16 protein-coding genes are annotated in these 22651 nt (G+C 69.3%); 12 read left to right on the top strand and 4 right to left on the bottom strand.

What is annotated here, in order from left to right:
• Nucleotides 1-6: 6 nt before the first annotated feature.
• Nucleotides 7-1008, bottom strand: coding sequence for a GlxA family transcriptional regulator (locus T8T21_RS19040; protein ID WP_322338031.1), 1002 nt, complete (start codon nt 1006-1008; stop codon nt 7-9).
• A gap of 108 nt (nt 1009-1116) precedes the next feature.
• Here T8T21_RS19040 and T8T21_RS19035 point away from each other — a divergent pair, with 108 nt between their 5' ends.
• The 5 genes from T8T21_RS19035 to T8T21_RS19015 all read left to right on the top strand — a co-directional run bounded on the left by T8T21_RS19035 (nt 1117) and on the right by T8T21_RS19015 (nt 7806).
• Nucleotides 1117-2370, top strand: a complete 1254-nt coding sequence (locus T8T21_RS19035; protein ID WP_322338030.1) for a sarcosine oxidase subunit beta family protein — start codon at nt 1117-1119, stop codon at nt 2368-2370.
• Nucleotides 2371-2379: 9 nt separating this feature from the next.
• Nucleotides 2380-2679: a sarcosine oxidase subunit delta gene (locus T8T21_RS19030; protein ID WP_183471289.1), complete on the top strand. Its 300-nt coding sequence runs from the start codon at nt 2380-2382 to the stop codon at nt 2677-2679.
• Nucleotides 2676-5669, top strand: a complete 2994-nt coding sequence (locus T8T21_RS19025) for a sarcosine oxidase subunit alpha (protein WP_322338029.1) — start codon at nt 2676-2678, stop codon at nt 5667-5669. The genes T8T21_RS19030 and T8T21_RS19025 overlap by 4 nt, the downstream gene beginning before the upstream one ends.
• Before the next feature lie 13 nt (nt 5670-5682).
• Entirely contained in the window at nt 5683-6234 is a 552-nt protein-coding gene (locus tag T8T21_RS19020; RefSeq protein WP_322338028.1) for a sarcosine oxidase subunit gamma, read from the top strand.
• Between the two features lie 174 nt (nt 6235-6408).
• On the top strand, nt 6409-7806 hold the full coding sequence (locus T8T21_RS19015) for an L-serine ammonia-lyase (protein WP_322338027.1): 1398 nt from the start codon (nt 6409-6411) through the stop codon (nt 7804-7806).
• A 63-nt stretch (nt 7807-7869) separates the two neighbouring features.
• Here the strand turns inward: T8T21_RS19015 and T8T21_RS19010 are convergent, their stop codons facing one another.
• On the bottom strand, nt 7870-8391 hold the full coding sequence (locus tag T8T21_RS19010; protein ID WP_322338026.1) for an ureidoglycolate lyase: 522 nt from the start codon (nt 8389-8391) through the stop codon (nt 7870-7872).
• A gap of 164 nt (nt 8392-8555) precedes the next feature.
• The gene (locus tag T8T21_RS19005) at nt 8556-9461 is read right to left on the bottom strand and encodes a LysR family transcriptional regulator (protein WP_322338025.1); all 906 of its coding nucleotides are present in this window, start codon (nt 9459-9461) and stop codon (nt 8556-8558) included.
• 153 nt (nt 9462-9614) lie between these two features.
• On the opposite strand from T8T21_RS19005, the gene xdhA reads away from it, so the two are divergent.
• The 7 genes from xdhA (at nt 9615) to T8T21_RS18970 (ending at nt 20192) form a co-directional block, all read left to right on the top strand.
• A complete protein-coding gene (gene xdhA / locus T8T21_RS19000; protein WP_322338024.1) occupies nt 9615-11075 on the top strand; it encodes a xanthine dehydrogenase small subunit in 1461 nt (486 codons plus the stop codon).
• 12 nt (nt 11076-11087) lie between these two features.
• Complete coding sequence (xdhB, locus tag T8T21_RS18995; protein WP_322338023.1) at nt 11088-13415, top strand: xanthine dehydrogenase molybdopterin binding subunit; 2328 nt, start codon at nt 11088-11090, stop codon at nt 13413-13415.
• Nucleotides 13412-14263, top strand: coding sequence for a xanthine dehydrogenase accessory protein XdhC (xdhC, locus tag T8T21_RS18990; protein WP_322338022.1), 852 nt, complete (start codon nt 13412-13414; stop codon nt 14261-14263). Before xdhB ends, xdhC begins: the two co-directional genes overlap by 4 nt.
• Nucleotides 14264-14337: 74 nt before the next feature.
• Nucleotides 14338-15927 carry a permease family protein gene (locus T8T21_RS18985; protein ID WP_322338021.1) on the top strand — a complete coding sequence of 530 codons (1590 nt, stop codon included), beginning with the start codon at nt 14338-14340 and terminating at the stop codon, nt 15925-15927.
• A gap of 57 nt (nt 15928-15984) precedes the next feature.
• Nucleotides 15985-17274 carry a guanine deaminase gene (guaD, locus tag T8T21_RS18980; protein ID WP_322338020.1) on the top strand — a complete coding sequence of 430 codons (1290 nt, stop codon included), beginning with the start codon at nt 15985-15987 and terminating at the stop codon, nt 17272-17274.
• Nucleotides 17275-17420: 146 nt separating this feature from the next.
• Nucleotides 17421-17705 carry an SH3 domain-containing protein gene (locus T8T21_RS18975; RefSeq protein WP_322338019.1) on the top strand — a complete coding sequence of 95 codons (285 nt, stop codon included), beginning with the start codon at nt 17421-17423 and terminating at the stop codon, nt 17703-17705.
• Between the two features lie 141 nt (nt 17706-17846).
• Nucleotides 17847-20192 carry a Tex family protein gene (locus tag T8T21_RS18970; RefSeq protein WP_322338018.1) on the top strand — a complete coding sequence of 782 codons (2346 nt, stop codon included), beginning with the start codon at nt 17847-17849 and terminating at the stop codon, nt 20190-20192.
• A gap of 205 nt (nt 20193-20397) precedes the next feature.
• Here the strand turns inward: T8T21_RS18970 and T8T21_RS18965 are convergent, their stop codons facing one another.
• The gene (locus tag T8T21_RS18965; protein ID WP_322338017.1) at nt 20398-22329 is read right to left on the bottom strand and encodes a peroxidase family protein; all 1932 of its coding nucleotides are present in this window, start codon (nt 22327-22329) and stop codon (nt 20398-20400) included.
• Nucleotides 22330-22651: the final 322 nt, after the last annotated feature.

Raw genomic sequence — 22651 nt, 5'->3', positions numbered from 1 at the left:
CCGCCGTCAAACCTGCAGGCGCTGCACGGCGTTGGCCTGCCGCCAGGCCTCTGGCGTCATGCCCTCCTGCTGCCGGAACACCCGGATCAGGTGCGACACGTCGCAGAACCCGGCCTCGGCGGCGATGCGGGTGACGCTGTGATCGGGGCGGGCGAGCAGAAAACGCGCATGGGCGAGGCGGACCTTGAGGAAGGCCGCCGCCGGGCTCAGCCCGAGCGCCTCGCGCATGTGCCGCTCCAACTTGCGACGGCTGACGCCGAGCCGCGCGGCGATGTCGCCCACGCCGGGGGCGGCGTCGAGGTTCTGCTGCATGTGCAGGAGCGCGCGCCGCACCAGCGGGTCGCGCGTCTTGAGGTCGAGCGGCAGGCCCGGCTGCGGATCGTCGGCGGCCATCGCCTCGTCGATGATCATGATGTGCAGGCTTTTGCGCGCCGCCGCCCGGCCGATGTGCCGGTCGACGAGATGTGCGGCCAGATGCGCCGAGCTGGCGCCGCCCGAGCAGGTCAGCCGGTCGCGATCCTCGACGAAGACCCGGTCCGAGACCGGGACCAGCCCGTCGAACTGTTCGAGGAAGTCGTCGTGGTGGAACCAGCTCACGCAGCAGCGGTAGCCCTGCATCAGCCCCGCGCGGTGCAGGATGAAAGCGCCAGTGCAGACGCCAATCAGTGGCACCTTGCTCGCGGCGGCGCGGCGCAGGAAGTCGATTTCCGCCGGGGGCAGCCCGCCTTCCTCGATCAGACCGCCGATCACCACGATGTAGTCGAAGCGGCCCGGATCGCCGAGCCTTTCCTCCGGCCCCACGGTGACACCGCAGCTCGACCGGACCGGGGCCGGGTCCTCGGCGATCACCCGCCAGCTGCACAGGATCGGCCGCGACCGGTCGCCCTCATCGGCGGCGAGGCGCAGCACGTCGACGAAATTGGCGAAGGCCGAAAGCGTGAAACGCCGCGCGAGGAGAAAGCCGACGCGCAGCCTGGGGCGGGAAAGCGGGAGGGAGGCGTCGTTCATGTCGCAAACATAACGTCGAAATGCCGCATCCATCCAGTCCCGCCCGCGCGTTTCGTGCCAAGGAGGTAGATAGCCCCCATTGCCCCGCCCCATGCCGAGGACCGCGCCATGCCCCGCTATTCCGCCTTCGCCGTCGTGAAGAACGCGCTCACCGGCCACACCGGCTGGCGCGAGCAATGGCCCGATGCGCAGCCCAAGAAGGAATACGACGTGATCATCGTCGGTGCGGGCGGGCACGGGCTCGGCGCGGCCTACTACCTCGCCAAGGAGCACGGCATCACCAATGTCGCGGTGATCGACAAGGGCTGGCTCGGCGGCGGCAACACCGGGCGCAACACCACGATCATCCGCTCGAACTACCTCTATGACGAGAGCGCGAAGCTCTATGACCACGCGCTCGATCTCTGGGACGGGCTGAGCCGGGAGCTGAACTACAACGTCATGTTCTCGCGGCGCGGCGTGATGATGCTGGCCCATAACGTGCACGACGTGCAGTCCTTCCAGCGCCACGTGCATTCGAACCGGCTGAACGGCGTCGACAACCGCTGGCTCTCGGCCAAGGAGGCCAAGGCGTACTGCCCGCCGCTCAACATCTCGCCCGATGCCCGATACCCAGTGATGGGCGCAGCGCTGCAGATGCGCGCGGGGACCGCGCGGCACGACGCGGTGGCCTGGGGCTATGCGCGGGCGGCGGCGGCGCGCGGCGTCGACATCATCCAGAACTGCCCCGTGATCGCGATCCGGCGCGGCCCGGACGGCGCCGTGACCGGCGTCGACACCGCCAAGGGCTTCATCGGCACCAAGAAGGTCGCGGTCTCGGCGGCCGGGCACACATCGGTCGTTATGGAGAGCGCCGGGGTGCGGATGCCGCTGGAAAGCTTCCCGCTGCAGGCGCTGGTCTCCGAGCCGGTGAAGCCGGTCTTCCCCTGCGTGGTGATGTCGAACACGGTGCACGCCTATATCAGCCAGTCGGACAAGGGCGAGCTGGTGATCGGCTCCGGCACCGACCAGTACACCAGCTATTCGCAGCGCGGCGGACTGCCGCTGATCGAGCACACGGTGGCGGCGATCTGCGAGATCTTCCCGATCTTCAACCGGATGCGGATGCTGCGGAAATGGGGCGGCATCGTCGACGTGACGCCGGACCGCTCGGCGATCATCGGCAAGACGCCGGTCAAGAACCTCTTCGTCAATTGCGGCTGGGGCACCGGTGGCTTCAAGGCGACGCCGGGGGCGGCGCACACGCTGGCCCATACCGTCGCCACCGGCGAGCCGCACCCGATCAACGCCCCCTTCACGCTGGACCGCTTCCGCACGGGGCGGCTGATCGACGAGGCGGCCGCCGCCGCCGTCGCGCACTGAGGTAGACCCATGCTGCTGATCCATTGCCCCTATTGCGACGAGACCCTGCCGGAGCTGGAATTCGCCTATGCCGGCGAGGCGCATATCGCCCGGCCCGAGGATCCCTCGACCATGTCCGACGAGGAATGGCGCGACTTCCTGTTCATCCGCTCCAACCCCAAGGGGCCGCATTTCGAGCGCTGGCGCCACGTGCATGGCTGCGCGCGCTTCTTCAACGCGGTGCGCGACACGGTGAGCGACCGGTTCCTTCTGACCTACAAGGCGGGCGAGCCGCGCCCCGATCTCGCATCGCTGGAGGCCGCGCAGTGAGCCAGTTCCGCATTCCCGGCAAGGGCCGGGTCGATCACGCCAAAACCGTGCGCTTCGCCTTCGACAATCGCGAATATACCGGCCTGCGCGGCGACACCGTCGCCTCGGCGCTGCTCGCCCATGGCATCCACCTGATGGGCCGCTCGTTCAAGTATCACCGGCCGCGCGGCCCGGTGACGGCGGACTCGGCCGAGCCCAACGCGCTGATCGGCACCTCGCGCGGGCCGGGGCGGTTCGAACCGAACACCCGCGCCACCGTGCAGGAGCTGCGCGAGGGGCTGATCTGCGAGAGCCAGAACCGGCTCGGCGCGCTGTCCTTCGATTTCGGCGCGGTGAACGATGCGCTGTATCCGCTGTTTCCGGCGGGGTTCTACTACAAGACATTCATGTGGCCGCGCAGCTTCTGGGACAAACTTTACGAGCCGGTGATCCGCCGCGCCGCGGGCCTTGGCCGCGCGCCCTCGGAGGTCGATCCCGACACCTACGCCTCGCGCTACCTGCATACCGACCTGCTGGTGGTGGGGGCGGGGCCCTCGGGGCTGATGGCGGCGCTCGAGGCGGCGCGCGCCGGGGTGCGGGTGACGCTGGTCGACGAGAACTCGGAGATGGGCGGGGCGCTCCTCTCCGATCCGGGCGTCGAGATCGACGGCCGGCCGGCCTGGGACTGGCTCGACGCGACGCTGGCCGAACTCGCATCCCTCGGCGTGCGGCTGATGACCCGGACCACGGCGATCGGCTACTACCACCAGAACATGATCGGCCTGTGCCAGAAGCTCACCGATCATCTCGACGAGATCGCCGACAACGCCCCGCGCGAGCGGATGTGGCGGGTGCGGGCGACGCGGGTGGTTCTGGCGCAGGGCGCGCTGGAGAAGCCGCTGGTCTTCCACGGCAACGACCGGCCCGGCGTGATGCTGGCGGGCGCGGCGCAGACCTATCTGCACCGCTACGGCGTGAAGGTGGGCACGCGGGCGGTGATCGTCACCTCGCATGACAGCGCCTATCACGCGGCCTTCGATCTCGCCGCCGCCGGGACCCGGATCGTCGCCATCGTCGACACCCGCGCGGCCCCGCCCGAGACGCTGCGCGCCGAGGCGCGGGTGCGCGGGATCGAGCTGCTCGCCGGGCACACCGTCACCGGCACGCGCGGACGGCTGCGGGTGGCCTCGGTCACGGTGAACCCGGTGCAGGGCGGACGCGTCGGCGAGCCGCGGATGATCCATTGCGACTGCCTGCTGATGTCGGGCGGCTGGACCCCATCGCTGCACCTGTTCTCGCACACCAAGGGCAGCCTGCAATGGGACGCGCAGAGCAACACCTTCCTGCCCGGCCGGATGACCGAGGATTGCCACATCGCCGGCGCCGGGCGCGGGCTCTGGGGCTTCGAGGCCGTGCTGGCCGACGGGGCCAGGGCCGGCGCCGACGCGGCGCGGGCGCTCGGGAAAGAGGCGGAGGCCGCGCCCCTCGCCGTGGCGCATGACCGTCCCGGCACCGGAGAGAGCCACAAGGAGCTGCCGACCGATCGCAGATCGTCGCGCGTGCGCGCCTTCATCGACTTCCAGAACGACGTGACCGCCAAGGACATCCGCCTCGCCGTGCGCGAGGGGATGCGCTCGATCGAGCACGTCAAGCGCTACACCACCAACGGCATGGCGACCGATCAGGGCAAGATGTCGAACATCAACGGGCTGATGATCGCCGCCGACGCGGTGGGCAAGGCGCCGCCCGAGGTCGGTCTGACCACCTTCCGCCCGCCCTATTCGCCGACGACCTTCGGCGCCTTCGCGGGCTACCACCGGGGCGCCACCTTCGAGGTGACGCGGCGCACGCCGATCGATCCTTGGGCCGAAGCGAATGGCGCGGTGTTCGAGCCGGTCTCGCTGTGGCGCCGGGCATGGTACTTCCCCAACGGCGGCGAGGACATGGAGGCGGCGGTGGCGCGCGAGTGCCGCGCAACGCGCGCCTCGGTCGGCATCTTCGACGCCTCGACGCTGGGCAAGATCGAGGTGGCGGGGCCGGATGCGGTCGAGTTCATGAACCGCATGTACACCAACCCCTGGACCAAGCTCGCGCCGGGCCGCTGCCGTTACGGCGTACTGCTGGGCGAGGACGGCTACATCCGCGACGACGGCGTGATCGGGCGTCTCTCGGACGAGCTCTTTCATGTCACCACCACGACGGGCGGTGCGCCACGCGTGCTGAACATGATGGAGGATTATCTCCAGACCGAATGGCCCGATCTCGATGTCTGGCTGACCTCGACCACCGAGCAATGGGCGACCGTGGCGCTGAACGGGCCGAACGCCCGAAAGGTGCTCGAGGGGCTGGTCGAGGGCGTCGACGTCTCGGCCGAGGCGATGCCGCACATGTCGGTGGCCGAGTGTCGGGTCGCGGGCTTCCCCGCGCGGCTGTTCCGGCTGAGCTTCACCGGCGAGCTGGGCTTCGAGATCAACGTGCCGGCGCGGCATGGTCTGGCGCTGTGGGAGGCGCTGATGGAGGCGGGCAAGCCGCATGACATCACCCCCTACGGCACCGAGACGATGCATGTGCTGCGCGCCGAGAAGGGTTTCATCATCGTCGGGCAGGACACCGACGGCACGGTGACGCCCGAGGATGCGGGGCTCGGATGGGCGATCGGGAAGAACAAGCCCGATTTCGTCGGCAAGCGGTCGCTGGCGCGGCCCGATCTGGTGGCCAAGGGACGCAAGCAGCTGGTGGGCCTGATGACCGAGGATGGCGGGGTGAAGCTTGAGGAGGGCGCGCAGATCGTGCTCGACCCCGATCAGCCCCTGCCCATGAAGATGGTCGGTCATGTCACCTCGTCCTATCATAGCGCGACGCTCGGTCGGTCCATCGCCATGGCGCTGATCGAGGGTGGGCATGATATGGAGGGGCGCGACGTCTATCTGCCGATGCCGGACGGCACGCACCGGGCGCGCATCACCTCGACCGCCTTCTACGACCCCGATGGCAGCCGGCTGAAGCTCTGAGGAGGGGCGCATGATGACAGATCAGACTCATGATTTTCCCGTGACCTCGGAGGCCGGGGCGCGCCTGCGGATCGAGGAGCTGGCCCCGGTGGCGCGGTTTTCCCTGCGGGTCCGGCCCGCGAACGCACCCGTTCTGGGACAGGCGCTCGGGCTCGACCTGCCCGGACGGATCGGCCAGATCGCCGAAGCGCAGGGTCGCAAAGCGCTCTGCCTCGGGCCGGACGAATGGCTGATCTGCGCGCCCGAGGCGGCCCGCGATGCGATCGTCGAAGCGGCACGGGAGGCATATGGCACCGCGCCGCACAGCCTCACCGAGATCTCCGACCGGGAGATCAGCTACGCGATCTCGGGCCCGGCGGCGCAGGAACTGCTGTCCATCGCCTGCCCGCGCGACCTCGACCAGCTGGCGCCGGGGCAGGCGGTCCGCACGGTGTTCGACAGCGCGCAGGTGGTGCTGTGGCGGGACGGGCCGGAGGCCTTTCGGCTTGACGTCTGGCGCAGCTTCGCGCCGCATGTGCGCGCGCTGCTGGACACCGGCCGCGCGGAGATCGACGCTGGGCTCTAGGGCCGCGCCGGTCGCACCCGAAGACGCCCGACCCCGGCGGTAACTACCGGCGCGGCCGGGCCCGCAGCCAAGGGAGGCCCGCCATGCGCGACGCCTGCAGCACCGACCGGATTTCACACAACGCGGAGGCCCTAACGCGCGGACGCGCCAGCCTCCCGAACCGCGGCTGATCCGATGTCCGTTCCGGTCTTCGAGATCTTCAAGCACGGCATCGGTCCCTCGTCGTCGCATACGATGGGGCCGATGGTCGCCGCCGCACGGTTCCTGGGCGATCTGCGCGGCGGCGCGGAGCGGATCCCCGGCGCGGGCGAGGTGGCCTCGGTCCGGGTGTCGCTGCATGGCAGCCTCGCCTTCACCGGCAAGGGCCACGCCAGCGACCGCGCGGTGATCCTCGGGCTGCTGGGCCAGCGGCCCGAAACGCTCGACCCGGACGCGGCCGAGGGGCTGATCGCCGGGCTGCGCGAGAGCGGCAAGCTCGTCCTCGACGGGCTGCCGCCGCTCGCCTTCGATCCGGACACCGACCTCTTGTTCGATTACGGCCCGGCGCTGCCGCTGCACGCCAACGGGATGATCTTCCGCGCCTTCGACCGGGCCGGGAACCCGTTCCTGACCACGACCTACTACTCGGTCGGCGGCGGTTTCGTGCAGACCGAGGCCGAGCTGCTGGCATCGCGCGAGGGCTCGACGCAGCCAAGCGGCGAGGCGCTGCCGCATCCCTTCCGCTCGGCGCGCGAGATGCTGGCGATGGGCGATGCGGCAGGGCTCAGCATCGCGGCGATGACGCGGGCCAACGAGGTGGCGCGCGGGGTCCGCGACCTGGATGCCCGGCTCGACGCGCTGTCGGAGACGATGAACGCCTGCATCGACCGGGGGCTGTCGCAGGAGGGGATCCTGCCCGGCGGGCTGAAGGTGAAGCGGCGGGCGCATGCGATCCACGCGGCGCTGCTCGCCGAGCGGCAGAACAACCGCCCCGCGCCGCATGTCGCCAATGAATGGATGAGCGTCTACGCCATGGCGGTGAACGAGGAGAACGCCGCCGGCGGGCGTATCGTCACAGCCCCCACCAATGGTGCGGCGGGCACGGTGCCGGCGGTGCTGCGCTACTGGCTCGACCATTGCGACGGCGTGAGCGATGCGCGCCGCCGCGACTTCCTGCTCACCGCCGCTGCGATCGGCGGGATCATCAAGACCAACGCCTCGATCTCCGGCGCCGAGGTCGGCTGCCAGGGCGAGGTCGGCTCGGCGGCCGCGATGGCCGCCGCCGGGCTTTGCGCCGCGATGGGCGGCAGCAACGCGCAGATCGAGAACGCCGCCGAAATCGCGCTCGAACATCACCTGGGCATGACCTGCGATCCGGCGGGCGGGCTCGTGCAGGTGCCCTGCATCGAACGCAACGCGCTCGGCGCGATCAAGGCGGTCTCGGCGGCGGCGCTGGCGCTGCGCGGCGACGGCACGCATTTCATGCCGCTCGACAACTGCATCAAGGTGATGCTCGAAACCGGGCGGGACATGAGCACGAAGTACAAGGAAACCTCGACCGGCGGCATCGCCGTGAACCTGCCGGAGTGCTGAGGCCGCGACGCGGCGGGTGGCGACGGGGGCTCGTACGCCCCCGCCGCCGACGATGCGGCCCCCTTACCCGTGAATTCCGTGGCTCCGCATCGGCACATTGGGCTCCGACACGCGCTGCCGCGCGCCGGAGGTGATCCGCAGCGGTGTCGCGAGCACCAGCGTCTCGACCGGCGCGGCCGAGGCCTCGATGATCGTCGCGCCCGCGGCGGTGCCGAGCGGGGTGAAGGCCCCGAACCAGACATCCTCGCGCAGGTTCAGCGCGAGGTGCCCGCCGAACTCGAAGGCCCGGATGTCCCGCGGCCCGAAGCGACCCGCCCGCGCCACTACGATCAGCTGTCGGCTCCCCGGGTCGGGCAGGCACAGGCAGCGCGTGGTCCTGTACCGCTGCAGGCAGTGCAGCGCGAAGGGCAGTTGCGGCGGCCGGGCCGTCTGGCGGCGCAGGCGCGGCTGGCAGGGCGAGCCGCCCTGTCGCAACCGCGCGTAGATCCGCGCATCCATCAGGTGTTCCTCGACCGAACCGGCGGGGACGATCTCGCCATAGGGCGCGAAGGTTTCGATGCGGATGGCGGTGATTTCCAGATCCATGCTCAGCTCCTCCCAAAGCCTCGACCGGCCCCTAGGTTAACCGCGAATGGCGCGGGGGATTATCTATGGCTGGTTGATAAACCCTCAGCCGCAGCGACCCGGTGGTCCGTCGCGGAGGAGTTGCGTGTTCCTTTTCGAGGGAAAGCCCTCCGTTACAGGCGGCGTCAGGCCGAGAGCGCTTCGCGGCAGCGGGGGGTGATGAAGTCGAGGAACAACCGCAGCTTGGGGTCCTGCAGCCGCCGATGCGGATAGAGGCAGCCCGCGATCGCGGCGATGGGCGGCGTGTCTGACAGGATCTCGACCAGATCGCCCCGCGCGAGATGGGCCGCCACTTCGAAGCGCGGCTTGTTGACGATGCCGCGGTGATCGAGCGCCCAGGCGGTCAGCACGTCGCCGTCGTCGCTGTCATATTTGCCCGACAGCTCGCATTTGCGCGGCCCCTCCGGGGTTTCCAGCGTCCAGAAATACTCGGGCGAGCGGGGATAGCGCAGCAGCAGGCAGTTGTGCCCGCCGGTGACGAGATCGGCTGCCGTGCGCGGCGTGCCGTATCGCGCCAGATAGTCTGGAGAGGCGCAGAGCACGCGCGGACAGTCGGCGATCTTGCGCAGCTTGAGCGTGGACTCGGGCGGCTGGCCGACGACGAAGGCGATGTCGAGCCCGTCCTCGAGCATGTCGACCTTGCGGTCGGACAGGCGCAGCCGGACCGAGACGTCGGGATAGGCGTCCACGAAGCGCGGGATCAGCGGTGCGACGTAGCGCTTGCCGAAGCCAAGCGGCGCGGTGACCTGGATCGTGCCGCGTGGATGGCCCGAGAACCCCGCGATCGCCGCCTCGGCGTCCTGCAGGCTTTCGATCACCCGGCGGGCGTGGTGGTAGAAGCTCTGCCCGGCCTCGGTCGGCGAAAGGCTGCGCGTGGTGCGGTTGAACAGTCGCACGCCGAGCCGCCGCTCCAGCTCCTTGACGCGGTTGCTGGCGACCGCCGGGGTCAGCCGCAGGTCGCGCCCGCCCGCCGTGATCGAGCCCAGCTCGACCACGCGCACGAAGACATGCAGGCTTTCGATATAGGGCATGGGACCGATCCTCGGATGCGACCGGGCCAGAATGCACCAACAGCGCCCGGCTCTTTTTCAACGAAACGTTGATAAAGCTTAACCTCCACAGGCGTATTTTCGAAGCCGGATTTGCGGCAGGGTCCAGCCGCCACAGCGCGGGGAGGTGACGCCATGCAGCCGAGATCCGAGATCCGGTTCCTGTTGAACGACACGGAGGTCACCACCGGGGCCGTCGGCGCGGGCGACACGCTGCTTGACATGCTGCGGCTGGAGCGGCGCCTCACCGGCACCAAGGAGGGCTGCGCCGAGGGCGATTGCGGGGCCTGCACGGTCCTGGTGGGCCGACTGAGCGCGACCGGGCTGCGCTACGAGCCGGTGAATGCCTGCATCCGCCTCGCCGCCTCGCTCGACGCCTGCCACGTGGTGACGATCGAGCACCTGTCGGGTCCCGATGGCCGGCTGCACCCCGTGCAGCAGGCGATGGTCGAGCATCACGGCAGCCAGTGTGGCTTCTGCACGCCGGGGATCGTCATGTCGCTCTACGCTCTGTGGATGCAGAACGCCGATCCCGACGAGACCGAGATCGAGACCGCGCTGCAGGGCAATCTCTGCCGCTGCACCGGGTACGCGCCGATCATCCGCGCCGCCCGCGCGGTGACCCGCTATGGCAGCCCCGCCGAGGACGCGTTGAGCCGCGAACGGGCGGCCGTGACCGCCCGGCTGACGGCGCTGCGCGATGGCCGCAGGGTCGAGCTGCGCAAAGGCGACAGCCGCGCCATCCTGCCCGCCGATATCGGCGATCTGGCGCGCGTGCTGAGCGCCCACCCCCAGGCGACGCTGGTGGCCGGGGCCACCGATGTCGGGCTGTGGGTGACCAAGTTTCTGAAGGACATCTCGCCGGTCGTCCTGCTCGGCCATCTCGACGCGCTGCGCCGGGTCGAGCGCGGGCCGGAGGGGCTGCGCATCGGGGCAGGGGCGAGCTATTCCGACAGCGAGGCGGCGCTGTGCGACGCCTATCCGCATCTGCGCGAGTTCTGGTCACGTATCGCCGGTTGGCAGGTGCGCAACATGGGCACGATCGGCGGCAACATCGCCAACGGATCGCCGATCGGGGACATGCCGCCGGTGCTGATCGCGCTCGGCGCCGAGATCGTCCTGCGCCACGGCGAGAGCCGCCGCCGCCTTCCGATCGAGGACTTCTTCATCGAGTACGGGCGGCAGGACATCGGGCCGGGTGAGTTTCTCGAGGAGATCCGCCTGCCGGTGCCGCAGCCGGACCGGATCCACGCGGCCTACAAGATCTCCAAGCGCCGGGACGAGGACATCTCCTCGGTCTGCGCCGCCTTCAACCTGCATGTCGAGGCGGGCCGTATCGTGACGGCACGTATCGCGATGGGTGGCATGGCCGGCACGCCCAAACGCGCCGTGGCCGCCGAGGCGGCGCTGCGCGGCCAGCCCTGGAGCGAGGCGGCGCTCGTCGCCGCGGCGGAGCGGCTGGCCGAGGATTTCACGCCCCTGACCGACTGGCGGGCCAGCGCCGAATACCGCCTGAGCGTGGCGCGCAACCTGTTTCGCCGGGTCTTCCTCGAACATGCGGGGCTGGCCGAGCCGGTGCGCCTGGCCCGAGCCTGAAGGATCATTGCCATGAAGGACTTCACCGAAGAGACGGCGCTGACGCAGACCGATCCGCGCCATGACAGCGCGGTCAAGCATGTCACCGGCCGGGCCGAATATGCCGACGACATCCCCGAACCCGTCGGCACGCTGCACGCCTATCTGGGTCTGTCGACCCGGGCCCATGCCCGGATCCGCGCCATCGACCTGACGCGGGTGCGCGGGGCGGCCGGGGTGGTCGGCGTGCTGAACGCCGCCGACATTCCCGGCATCAACGATGTGAGCCCGACCGGGCGGGACGACGAGCCGATCTTTGCCACCGACAAGGTTGAGTTCTGGGGACAGCCGATCTTTGCCGTGGTGGCCGAGAGCCGCGACGCGGCGCGCCGCGCTGCGCGCTTGGCCGAGATCGACTACGAGGACCTGCCGCCGCTGCTCGACATCGACGCGGCGCGGGCGGCGGGCGACGGCTACGTCACCCCGCCGCTCACGCTCACGCGCGGCGAGCCCGGTCCCGCGCTGGTGGCCGCGCCGCACCGGATCCGGGGGCGGATGCGGGTCGGCGGGCAGGATCACATGTATCTCGAAGGGCATATCGCCTTCGCCTTGCCGGGCGAGGATGACGACGTGCTGGTCCACTCTTCGACCCAGCACCCGAGCGAGGCGCAGCACATGGTGGCGCGGGTGCTCGGGATCCGGTCCAACGACGTAACGGTGAACGTGCGGCGCATGGGCGGCGGCTTCGGCGGCAAGGAGACGCAGATGAACCTGTTCTGTGCCGTCGCGGCCCTAGCCGCGAAGCGCTGGAACCGGCCGGTCAAGCTGCGCCCCGACCGCGACGACGACATGCAGGCCACCGGCAAGCGGCACGACTTCGTCATCGATTACGATGTCGGCTTCGACGAGACCGGCCGGATCACCGCGCTGGATGGCGAGTTCGCGGCGCGCTGCGGCTTCTCCTCGGATCTCTCGGGGCCGGTGACGGACCGGGCGCTGTTTCATGCCGACAACGCCTATTTCTATCCCAATGTGCGCCTGCGCTCGCACCCGCTGAAGACCAACACCGTCTCGAACACGGCGTTTCGCGGCTTTGGCGGCCCGCAGGGCGTGATCGCGGCGGAGCGGATCATCGAGGAGATCGCCTACAGCCTCGGTAAGGACACGCTGGAGGTGCGGCGCGCCAATTTCTACGGCCAGCCCGGCGATGGCCGCGACCTGACGCCCTATCACCAGAGCGTCGAGGACAACGTGATCGGCCGGATCGTCGACGAGCTGGAGGCGTCGAGCGACTACCAGGCGCGGCGCGCCGCCGTGCTCGCGCATAACGCCAAGGGCGGCGTGATCCGGCGCGGCATCGCGCTGACGCCGGTCAAGTTCGGGATTTCCTTCACCGCCACCTGGTACAACCAGGCCGGCGCTCTGGTGCATGTCTACAATGACGGCTCGATCCATCTGAACCACGGCGGCACCGAGATGGGGCAGGGGCTCAACACCAAGATCGCGCAGATCGTGGCCGAGGCCTTCGGCGTGGCGTTCGGCCGGGTGAAGATCACCCGCACCACCACCGAGAAAGTGCCCAACACCTCGGCCACGGCGGCCTCCTCCGGCTCGGATCTCAACGGCATGGCGGCGCTCGACGCCTGCCGGCAGATCAAGGCGCGGCTTGTCGATTTCGCGACCGAGCGCTGGGGCGTCGCGCCCGAGGCGATCCGCTTCGAAGGGGGCCACGTGCATGTCGGCGACACCGCCATGCGCTTCGAGGAGTTGATCGGCGCGGCCTACATGGCACGGGTCCAGCTTTCGGCGGCGGGCTTCTACAAGACGCCCAAGATCCATTGGGACCGCGCCGCCGGCAAGGGCCGGCCCTTCTACTACTTCGCCTATGGCGCCTCGGTCTCGGAGGTGTCGATCGACACGCTGACCGGCGAATACCGGGTCGAGCGCACCGACATCCTGCACGATGTGGGCCGGTCGCTGAACGCGGAGCTCGACATCGGGCAGGTCGAGGGCGCCTTCGTGCAGGGAATGGGCTGGCTCACGACCGAGGAGCTGTGGTGGGACAAGGCCGGGCAGCTGCGCACCCATGCGCCCTCGACCTACAAGATCCCGCTCGCCTCCGACCGGCCGCGCGTCTTCAACGTGGCCCTCGCCGATTGGAGCGAGAACCGCGAGCCGACCATCAAGCGGTCCAAGGCCGTGGGCGAGCCGCCCTTCATGCTCGGCATCTCGGTGTTCGAGGCGCTGTCGATGGCGGTGGCGAGCGTGGCGGATTACCGGGTCTGCCCGCGGCTTGACGCGCCCGCCACGCCGGAACGGATGCTGATGGCGGTCGAACGTCTCAGGGGTGCGCGGGCATGACCTTGGCGCGGGCCCTGTCGCAGATGCCGGACGCGGTGCGGCTGCGCCTCGTGCGGGTGCGCGGCTCGTGCCCGCGCGAGGAGGGCGCCGAGATGGTGGTCGGCGCGGCTGCCCTGCATGGCACGATCGGCGGCGGTCAGCTCGAATACATGGCGATCGACCGCGCCCGCGCGATGCTGCGCGATGGCGAGAAGCGCGCGCGCATGGACGTGCCGCTCGGCCCCGAGATCGGCCAATGCTGCGGCGGGCGGGTCGAGATCGCGCTGGAACGGCTCGATGACGCCGCGCGCGCGGCGATGCTGGCCGACGCCGAGGCCGAGGCGCGCGCCCGGCCGCATCTCTACATCTTTGGCGCGGGCCATGTCGGCCGGGCGCTGGCGCAGATCGCCCAGACCCTGCCGCTGCGCGTTGTCCTCGTCGACAGCCGGGCCGGGGAACTCGCACAATGCACGGCACAGGTCGAGACCCGGCTCAGCGTGCTGCCAGAGGCGCTGGTCCGCGCCGCGCCGCCGGGCTCGGCCTTCGTGGTGCTGACGCATGATCACGCGCTCGATTTCCTGCTCGCCGCCGAGGCGCTGGCGCGCGACGACGCGGCCTATGCGGGCATGATCGGATCGGCGACGAAGCGGGCCAAGTTCGCCCGCTATTTGCGCACGCAATGGCCCGATCGTTCGGTCGACCGGCTGGTCTGCCCGATGGGTGCACATGCCGATGACAAGCGGCCCGAGGTGATCGCGGCCTTCGTCGCGGCCGAGGCGCTGGCCGCGGTGCTGGGCCATGCCGCCGCAGCGAGGAGCGGCGCAAAGGCGCGTGTTGAGGAGCACGCGAAAAACCACGTCATGACGTGAATTTTCTGCTCGGGCCGCGCGGGGGAGGATCTGCGGCGGTGCGGGCGGGTGGGGACAAGGGGAGGAGCCCGAAGATGACCCGACAAGGCTACAGCTACAAGATATTCGCCCGGAGCGATTACAGCGCGTTCTGGGCGCTGTTCACCGACAACCTCGTGAACCTGATGGTGCTTTCGGGTGTCTGCCAGTTCCTGTTCCGCATGCCGCCCGAGATCGTCTACGGGCGGATCGTGCCGGGGGCGGCCATCGCCATCCTGGCCGGGGTCGCGGTCTATGTCTGGCTGGCGCGGCGGATCGCGCAGCGGACCGGGCGCGACGTGACGGCGCTGCCCTACGGCATCTCCACGCCGGTGATGTTCGTCTATCTCTTCGGGGTGATCGGGCCGATCTACTGGGCGACGCAGGATGCGCTGCTGGCTTGGCAGGTCGGCATCGGCGCGGGTTTCCTGGGCGGCATCGTCGCCGCTTGCGGCGCGCTGGTCGGCCCGCTGCTCAAGCGGATCACGCCGCGCGCGGGCATGCTCGGCACGCTGTGCGGCATCGCGCTGGTGTTCATCGGATCGGTGCCGCTGGCCACGATCTTCGAAAACCCGGTGATCGGCTTCTCGTCGCTGGTGATCATCCTGTGGGGGCTGGTCGGGCGGTTCCGGCTGCCCTTCGACATCCCGGCGGGCCTGCTGGCGATCGGCGTCGGCACCATCGCCGCGATCGTGCTGGGACAGTCGTCCTGGCAGGTCGAGCAGATCGGCTTCTACCCGCCGCTGCCCTGGATCGGCGACCTGATGGCGGGGGTGAGCTACCTCATCGCCAACCCCGAGCTTCTGCTCGTGCTGGTGCCGGTGCAGATCTACAACTTCATCGAGACGATGAACAACGTCGAGAGCGCCGAGGCCGCCGGTGACGTCTACCCGGTCGGGCTGTGCCAACTGACCGACGGGGCCGGCACGATGATCGGCGCAGTGTTCGGCTCGCCCTTTCCCACCACCGTCTATATCGGCCATCCCGCCTACAAGCGGATGGAGGCGCATGCGGGCTACATCATCGGCGTGGCGGGCGTGATCGGCCTGTCGGCGGTGTTCGGGCTGCTGGCGCTTCTCAACGGGCTGATCCCGATCGCCGCGGCGGCGCCGGTTCTGGTCTTCGTGGCGATCAGCCTGATCACCAACACCGCCCATTCGGTTCGCCCCGAGCACATGGCCGCGGTCACCATCGCGATCCTGCCGCATATCTCGAGCTTCCTGGTCACCAAGTGGGGCTCGCTCGCCAATGCGATGAACGCGGTCGGGGTCGAGGGCGCACCGGCGTTGGGAGACGCGGCGCTCACCGCGGCGCTGATGCAGGAGGGCGCGCATTACGAGGGCCACCTCGCCCTGGCGCAGGGCGCGATCATCACCGGTCTCGTCTGGGGCGCGATCGTGGCCTCGGTGATCGACGCGCGCTTCCGCAACGCCGCGGGCTTCGCGCTGGCCGCGGCCGTGATGTCCTCGGTCGGCATCCTGCACGCCGCTTCGCTGCAGTGGCCGCAACTCGACGGGATCACGGTGGGCTACCTGATCACCGCCGCCTTCCTGTTCGTCTACCCGCTGATCGCGCGGCAGGCCGAACCGGAGACGGCGGGCGACGCCACCCTTCCTCCCACCACGGCCGCCGCGCCGGCCGAATGATGCAACCTGCCCGGCCCGCGACGCATGCGGGCCGGGCGCTCTCCAAGGATCCGACCCATGACCGACACACTGCTTCGCGGCCGACTGCTCAGCTTTTCGGCGCAGCCGCAGGACCCCGACGACACCGGCGCCTATCGCTACGAGGAAGACGGCGCGCTGCTTTTGCGCGACGGCATCATCCTCGCCTCCGGCACGCATGACGAGGTGGCCCCGCAGGCGGGCGGTGCGACGGTGATCGACCATCGCCCGCATCTGATGATGGCGGGCTTCATCGATCCGCATATCCATTTTCCGCAGCTCCAGGTCGTGGCATCCTGGGGCCGGCAGCTTCTCGACTGGCTGAACGGCTACGTCTTTCCGGAGGAGGCCCGCTTCGTCGACCCGGAGCATGCGCAGGCCATGGCGACGCGTTTCCTCGACCTGCTCTGCGCGCATGGCACCACCACCGCCGTGGCCTATTGCTCGGTCCATCCGGCTTCGGCCGACGCCTATTTCGAGGCGGCGGCGGCGCGCGACATGCGGATGATCGGCGGCAAGGTGATGATGGACCGCAACGCCCCGGACAATCTGCGCGACACGGCGCAGCAGGGCTATGACGAGACCGAGGCGCTGATCGCGAAATGGCACGGGCGCGGGCGGGCGGGCTACGCCATCTCGCCGCGCTTCGCCATCACCTCGACGCCCGAACAGATGGAGATGGCGGGCGCGCTGGTCGCCGCGCATCCCGGTTGCCACGTGCAGACCCACCTGTCTGAGAACCGCGACGAGATCGCCTTCGCCACCTCGCTCTACCCGCGGGCGCGCGACTATCTCGACATCTATGAACATTACGGCCTGCTGAACGACCGGATGCTGCTGGGTCACGCGATCCATCTGAGCGACCGCGAGGTGGCGCGGATCGCCGAGACCGGCGCGCGGCCAGTCTTCTGCCCGACCTCGAACCTGTTTCTGGGCAGCGGCCTGTTCGACGAGGCGCGGATGCGCGACGCAGGCGCCTGCAACGCCATCGCCACCGATATCGGCGCGGGCACCAGCTACTCGATGCTGCAGACCCTGAACGAGGGCTACAAGATCCTGCAGCTGCAGAACCAGAGCCTGCACGCGCTGCGAGCCTTCGACTGGATCACCCGGGGCAATGCCGCCGCGCTGGGTCTGGCGGATCGCATCGGCACGCTCGACGCGGGCACCGAGGCCGACATCGTCATCCTCGACGCCCGCGCGACCCCGGCCATGGCGCTGCGCATGGAGCGGGTGGAGCGCCTCGAGGACGAGCTGTTCGTGCTGCAGATGCTGGGCGATGACCGGGCGGTGGCGCAGACCTATGTGGCGGGCCGTCCGCAGAAATGACCGCCTCGCCCCGGCGCGGCAGCAGGGCCGCGCCGGGGATCGCCATACGCCGACAAGCGGTGCGCCGCCACGGGCGGAGTTCCTGCTTCACTCGCGGCGACCGGCCTGACAAAAGGGCGCGAGACGGAAACCAAGAAGGTGAGCTTATGCGCCGCCCCGCCATCGCCGCGACCCTGATGCTGATGCTCCTTTCCGGCTGCGCCGGGTCAGGGACCCGAACCGTGGTCAAGGGCGCCGGCCCCGACGAGCTGCTCAACCTGCGCGCAGGGCCCGGGCTCGATTACAGCGTGATCCTGGGCATTCCCGACGGCACGCCGCTGATCCGGCGCAACTGCGTGACCGAGGTGGGACAGCTGTGGTGCCGCGTCTCGCTCGCCGACACGCCCGAGATCACCGGCTACGTCTCCGAGGACTACCTCTCGGACGCCTGACCCGACCCCTTCCTCCTCGGCGCACGCGCGGCGGCGAAGTTCTGCCCAGCGGGCCCGCCTGCGCGGGGGTAGCAGCGGCCACCCTTTTGTCCGTCTGCCCGCGCGCGTATGCAGGCGGTCGCAGGGGATGAAAGGACTACCATGGATCGCGCCACCCGTATCAACCGGACCATCGGCCAGGACATCGGCGCGAACGCCGCCCAGGTCGCCGCCGCGATCAAGCTGCTCGACGAGGGCGCGACCGTCCCCTTCATCGCGCGCTACCGGAAGGAGGCCACGGGCGGGCTCGACGACGCGCAGCTGCGCCTGCTGGCCGACCGCCTGGGCTATCTGCGCGAACTCGACGACCGGCGCGACGCGATCCTCAAATCGATCCGCGAGCAAGACAAGCTCACCGACGCGCTGGCCCGCGCCATCGATGCCGCCGAGACCAAGACGCAGCTCGAGGATATCTACCTGCCCTTCAAGCCCAAGCGCCGGACCAAGGCGATGATCGCGCGCGAGAACGGGCTCGAGCCGCTGCGCGACGCGATCATGGCAGACCGGTCCAAGGATCCGGAGGCGCTCGCGAAAGCCTATCTGAGCGAGGCGGTGCCCGAGGTGCGCGAAGCGCTGAACGGCGCCCGCGACATCCTCACCGAGGAGCTGTCGGAGACTGCCGAGCTGCTGGGCGAGCTGCGGGACTACCTGCGCAAGGAGGCCATCGTCACCGCCAAGGTGGTCGCCGGCCAGGAGCAGGCGGGGGCCAAGTTCTCGGACTATTTCGACCATTCCGAGAAGTGGTCGACCATGCCCTCGCACCGGGCCCTGGCGCTGCTGCGCGCCATGAAGGAAGGCGTCATCCGCTTCGATATCGGCCCCGACAAGGAGGTCGGCGAACCCCGCTGCGAGTCCATGGTCGCGGCCCGGCTGCGCCCCTCGGGCGACGGGCCGGGCGACCGCTGGCTGCGCGAGGTCGGGAGCTGGGCCTGGCGGGTGAAGCTCTCGACCACGATGATGACCGAGCTCGTCGCCGAGCTGCGGGCCCGCGCCCATGAGGAGGCGACCGCCGTCTTCGCGCGCAATCTCAAGGATCTCCTGCTCGCCGCACCTGCGGGCGCGCGGCCGACGCTCGGCCTCGATCCGGGCATCCGCACCGGGGTGAAGGCGGCGGTGATCGACGCGACCGGCAAGGTCCTGGCCACCGACACGCTCTATCCCTTCCAGCCGAAAAAGGACGTTCAAGGCGCGCAGGCCGCGATCCTGCGGCTGATCAAGGCGCATGGCATCGAACTCATCGCGATCGGCAACGGCACCGCCTCGCGCGAAACCGAGAAGCTGGTCACCGACACGCTCGCGCTGCTGCCCGGCGATGTGAAGAAACCCACCAAGGTCATCGTCAGCGAGGCGGGCGCCTCGGTCTATTCGGCCTCCGAGCTGGCCTCGAAGGAGTTCCCCGATCTCGACGTGTCGCTGCGTGGGGCGGTCTCCATCGCCCGGCGCCTGCAGGACCCGCTGGCCGAACTGGTGAAGATAGAACCCAAGAGCATCGGCGTCGGCCAGTACCAGCACGACGTCGACCAGCGCCGCCTGTCGAAGTCGCTCGAAGCGGTGGTCGAGGACGCGGTGAACGCCGTCGGTGTCGATCTCAACACCGCCTCCGCGCCGCTGCTGTCGCATGTCTCCGGCCTGACCCCCGGGCTGGCGGAGTCGATCGTCGCGCATCGTGACGAGACCGGCCCCTTCACCACCCGCAAGGAGCTTCTGAAGGTCGCGCGCCTCGGGCCGCGCGCTTTCGAGCAATGCGCCGGCTTCCTGCGCATCCGCGATGGCAAGGAGCCGCTCGACGCCTCTGCCGTCCACCCCGAGGCCTATGACGTGGCGCGCCGGATCGTCGCCGATTGCGGCCGCGACCTGCGCAGCCTCCAGTCCAACCCCGAGGCGCTGCGCGGCGTGCGGGCCGAGGCCTATGTCGACGCGCATTTCGGCCTTCCGACGGTGCGCGACATCCTCGCCGAGCTGGAAAAGCCGGGCCGCGACCCGCGCCCGAGCTTCAAGACGGCGACATTCGCCGAGGGCGTGGAGGAGATCACCGACCTGCGCGAGGGCATGCGCCTCGAAGGCACCGTGACCAACGTCGCGGCCTTCGGCGCCTTCGTGGATATCGGCGTGCACCAGGACGGTCTCGTCCATGTCAGCCAGCTGGCGGACCGTTTCGTGAAGGACCCGCACGAGGTGGTGAAGGCCGGCGACGTGGTGCAGGTGCGCGTCACCGAGGTCGACGTGGCCCGCAAGCGCATCGGCCTGACGATGCGCAAGGATGGCGGCGCCTCGGCCAAGGAGGATCGCAACGCAAGGGGCGATAACCGGCAGGAGCGGCGCAAGGACGCGCCGCGCAAGCCCGGAAAGCCGCCCCAGGGCGATGGCCGGAAGGGCGGCGCGCCCAAGGGCGCGGATCAGCCCGGCGCCCTCGGCTCGGCCCTGCTCGAGGCGATGAAGAAGCGCTGACGGCGCATGACGTGTCACGCGGGCCCGGCGGCATCCCTGCCGGGTTTGCGGTGCTTAAGGGCCAAAGTTCCGAGACGCCCGCATCCATGCTTGGCGTCATCGGTCGACCCGGAGGGATGACCTCGGTGTCCAAGGACGCCGCGCGGCAATCCCGAGGGCGCGCCGTCCCGCCGGGGCGCAGCTCGGGACAGTACCTCGCAAGGACCTAACCGAGGATGTTCCAGCCGTGCTGGTTCCAGTCCTGCAGGGTGAGGTTCTCGAGCGTCAGGCTCCAATCGGTGCGGCCGTAGGAAAGGGTCAGCTCGCCATCCACCTCGCCGATATCGAGCTTGCGCAGCGGGACGCCGGTGATCTTGACGCCGTCGATGCCGATCTCGAGATCCTTGATGGTGTCGTGGCCGCCCTGCCGGACGTTGAAGTCGAAGCGATCCCGGCCCGCGCCGCCCTCATGCATGTCGTCGCCCCTGCCGCCGACGAGCATGTCGTTGCCGGCGCCGCCATCGAGATAGTCGTCGCCGTTTCCGCCCATGAGCTTGTCCCGGCCCCTGCCGCCCTGCAGGTCGTCGCCGCCGTCGCGGCCATAGAGCTTGTCGTTGCCGTTGTCGCCGAAGATGAAGTCGCGCTCCCCGCCGCCCATGATCTTGTCATGGCCGTCGGTACCGACCATGCGGTTCATGGCGATGAAGACGTCCTTCTGCAGCGCCTCGACATCGGTGTTGCGCAGGATGACGTCCGATAGCGTGGTGTCCCACAGGGCCGCCTTCTCGGCGTCGGAGAGATCCGCGCGGCCCTCGCTCCAATAGGGGTCGCCATCGCGCAGCCGGGTGAACTGGTCGATCATGACGCGCGAGAATGTCTCGCCGAGAAGTCCACCATTGACCGGGTCCTCGGCGAGGCCGCCGACCCAGGCATCGACATCGTCGGGATTGGCGTAGACCGACGCCAGCTTTGCGGCGAGGGCGGCATCCGAGGTGATCTCGGAGAAACTCGTCACCCGCGCGAGCCCGACGGCCTCGCGCAGGTCGTTGTAGCTCCCGATGCCGAGATCGCGGCCGCGCTGGATGTTGAGCGCGGCGAGATCGAAGCCACCGGCGCCCGGCGCGCCGAAGAGGAAGGAACGGACATCCTCGACGACCGCGTTGTCGAGCGCCTGGGCGGTCTGGGTGGCGGCGCCCCGCATGAGGTTCTCGATGACGTCCGGCTGGCTCATCATCTCGGGCTTGAAGAAGGCATCGCGTAGCGCGAGCGGCTGGTAGGCCGTGCCGTCCTCGCTCATCCGCTGCAGGTTGGCCGAAAGCAGCGTGTGGCCGAGCCGGAACACGGCGGTGGAGAACTCGATCGAGATGCCGGGATTCACGATCTCGTCGTAGCCCTCATAGCCCCCGATTGCGTCCTTGCCGAGCAGCATGGGCAGAAAGGCGTTGTAGGTGATGGCCTGGATCGTCGCCTCGACCCGCGCGCGGGCCATGGCGAAGAGTTGGTCACTGGTCAGCGAGGGGTCCGCCTCAGAGAGTTCGTCGACCACGCGGTTGTGCTCGCGGGCGAAAATGGTGTGCATCGACGACAGTGCCACGTTCTCGGCGGCGCGCACGTCGCCGGTCATGAAGCCATGACCGTCGCGCACCATGTTGCCCTCTTCGGTCAGGAGCAGCTTGCCGTCATCGGTGCGCAACTCGGCGAGCCGGATCTCGTCCGAGCCGTAGATCATCGAGCCGTCGATATAGGCGGTGATCTCGTTGGTGTAGTGCCCGTCATGCGCTTCGACACGGGTGAAGGGGATCTCCACGGTCCCATGGCCGGCGGGGTCGAAATGGGGGTCCCATTGCGGCACCGCGATATGGGCGGTCTCGCTGTGGCCCGGGCTGGTGAGAGACATGTCGTGATCGATGAACTGGCCCCAGATCCATAGGAAGTCGGAGGCGCCCGCCGCGTTCGGGGTGTCGCCTTCCTGAACCGCGATGGCGTTCGAAATGGCCCGGGGGTTGGGGCGGCCGTAACTCGACATCGCGCCATAGGCGGCCGGGTCATAATACGGCATCCGCAGCAGGGCGGTGCCGGTGGCGCCCCAGTCGGGGTGGTCGGGATGGGTGTAGCGGCCATCGGCGGGACGCAGGAAGGGGCTCGGGGAAACGGGCATTTCAACCTCCAAAATCATTACAGGCTCGCCCGAAGCCGCAGGAGGGGGGGGACCCACGAAGTTAAGGGTCTGGAGGCACAAAGCCGCCATCGGCCCTCTGGGGGCCGGGTTCATGCGATGGGACGAGTCTCGGGGACAGGTCCATATTAACACAATTTTTCGTGAGAAATCGGGCCGCGCTTGTAATGAATTCTCCTAGGAAGGAGAGCCCGAATCAGGGAGGGACGCTGTTTGTTCCTGAAACCCGGCTGCGGCCGATTTCATGAGGTTTCGGAGGGGGTTCGGCGAAAGCGCGATGCGCGTTTGTCCTATAGTTTGTTGT

This window comes from Limimaricola variabilis, from assembly GCF_034371605.1.
Lineage (GTDB): Bacteria > Pseudomonadota > Alphaproteobacteria > Rhodobacterales > Rhodobacteraceae > Limimaricola > Limimaricola variabilis.
Note: the sequence above shows the minus strand (reverse complement) of the source record. Positions and strands in the feature narration are given on the sequence as shown.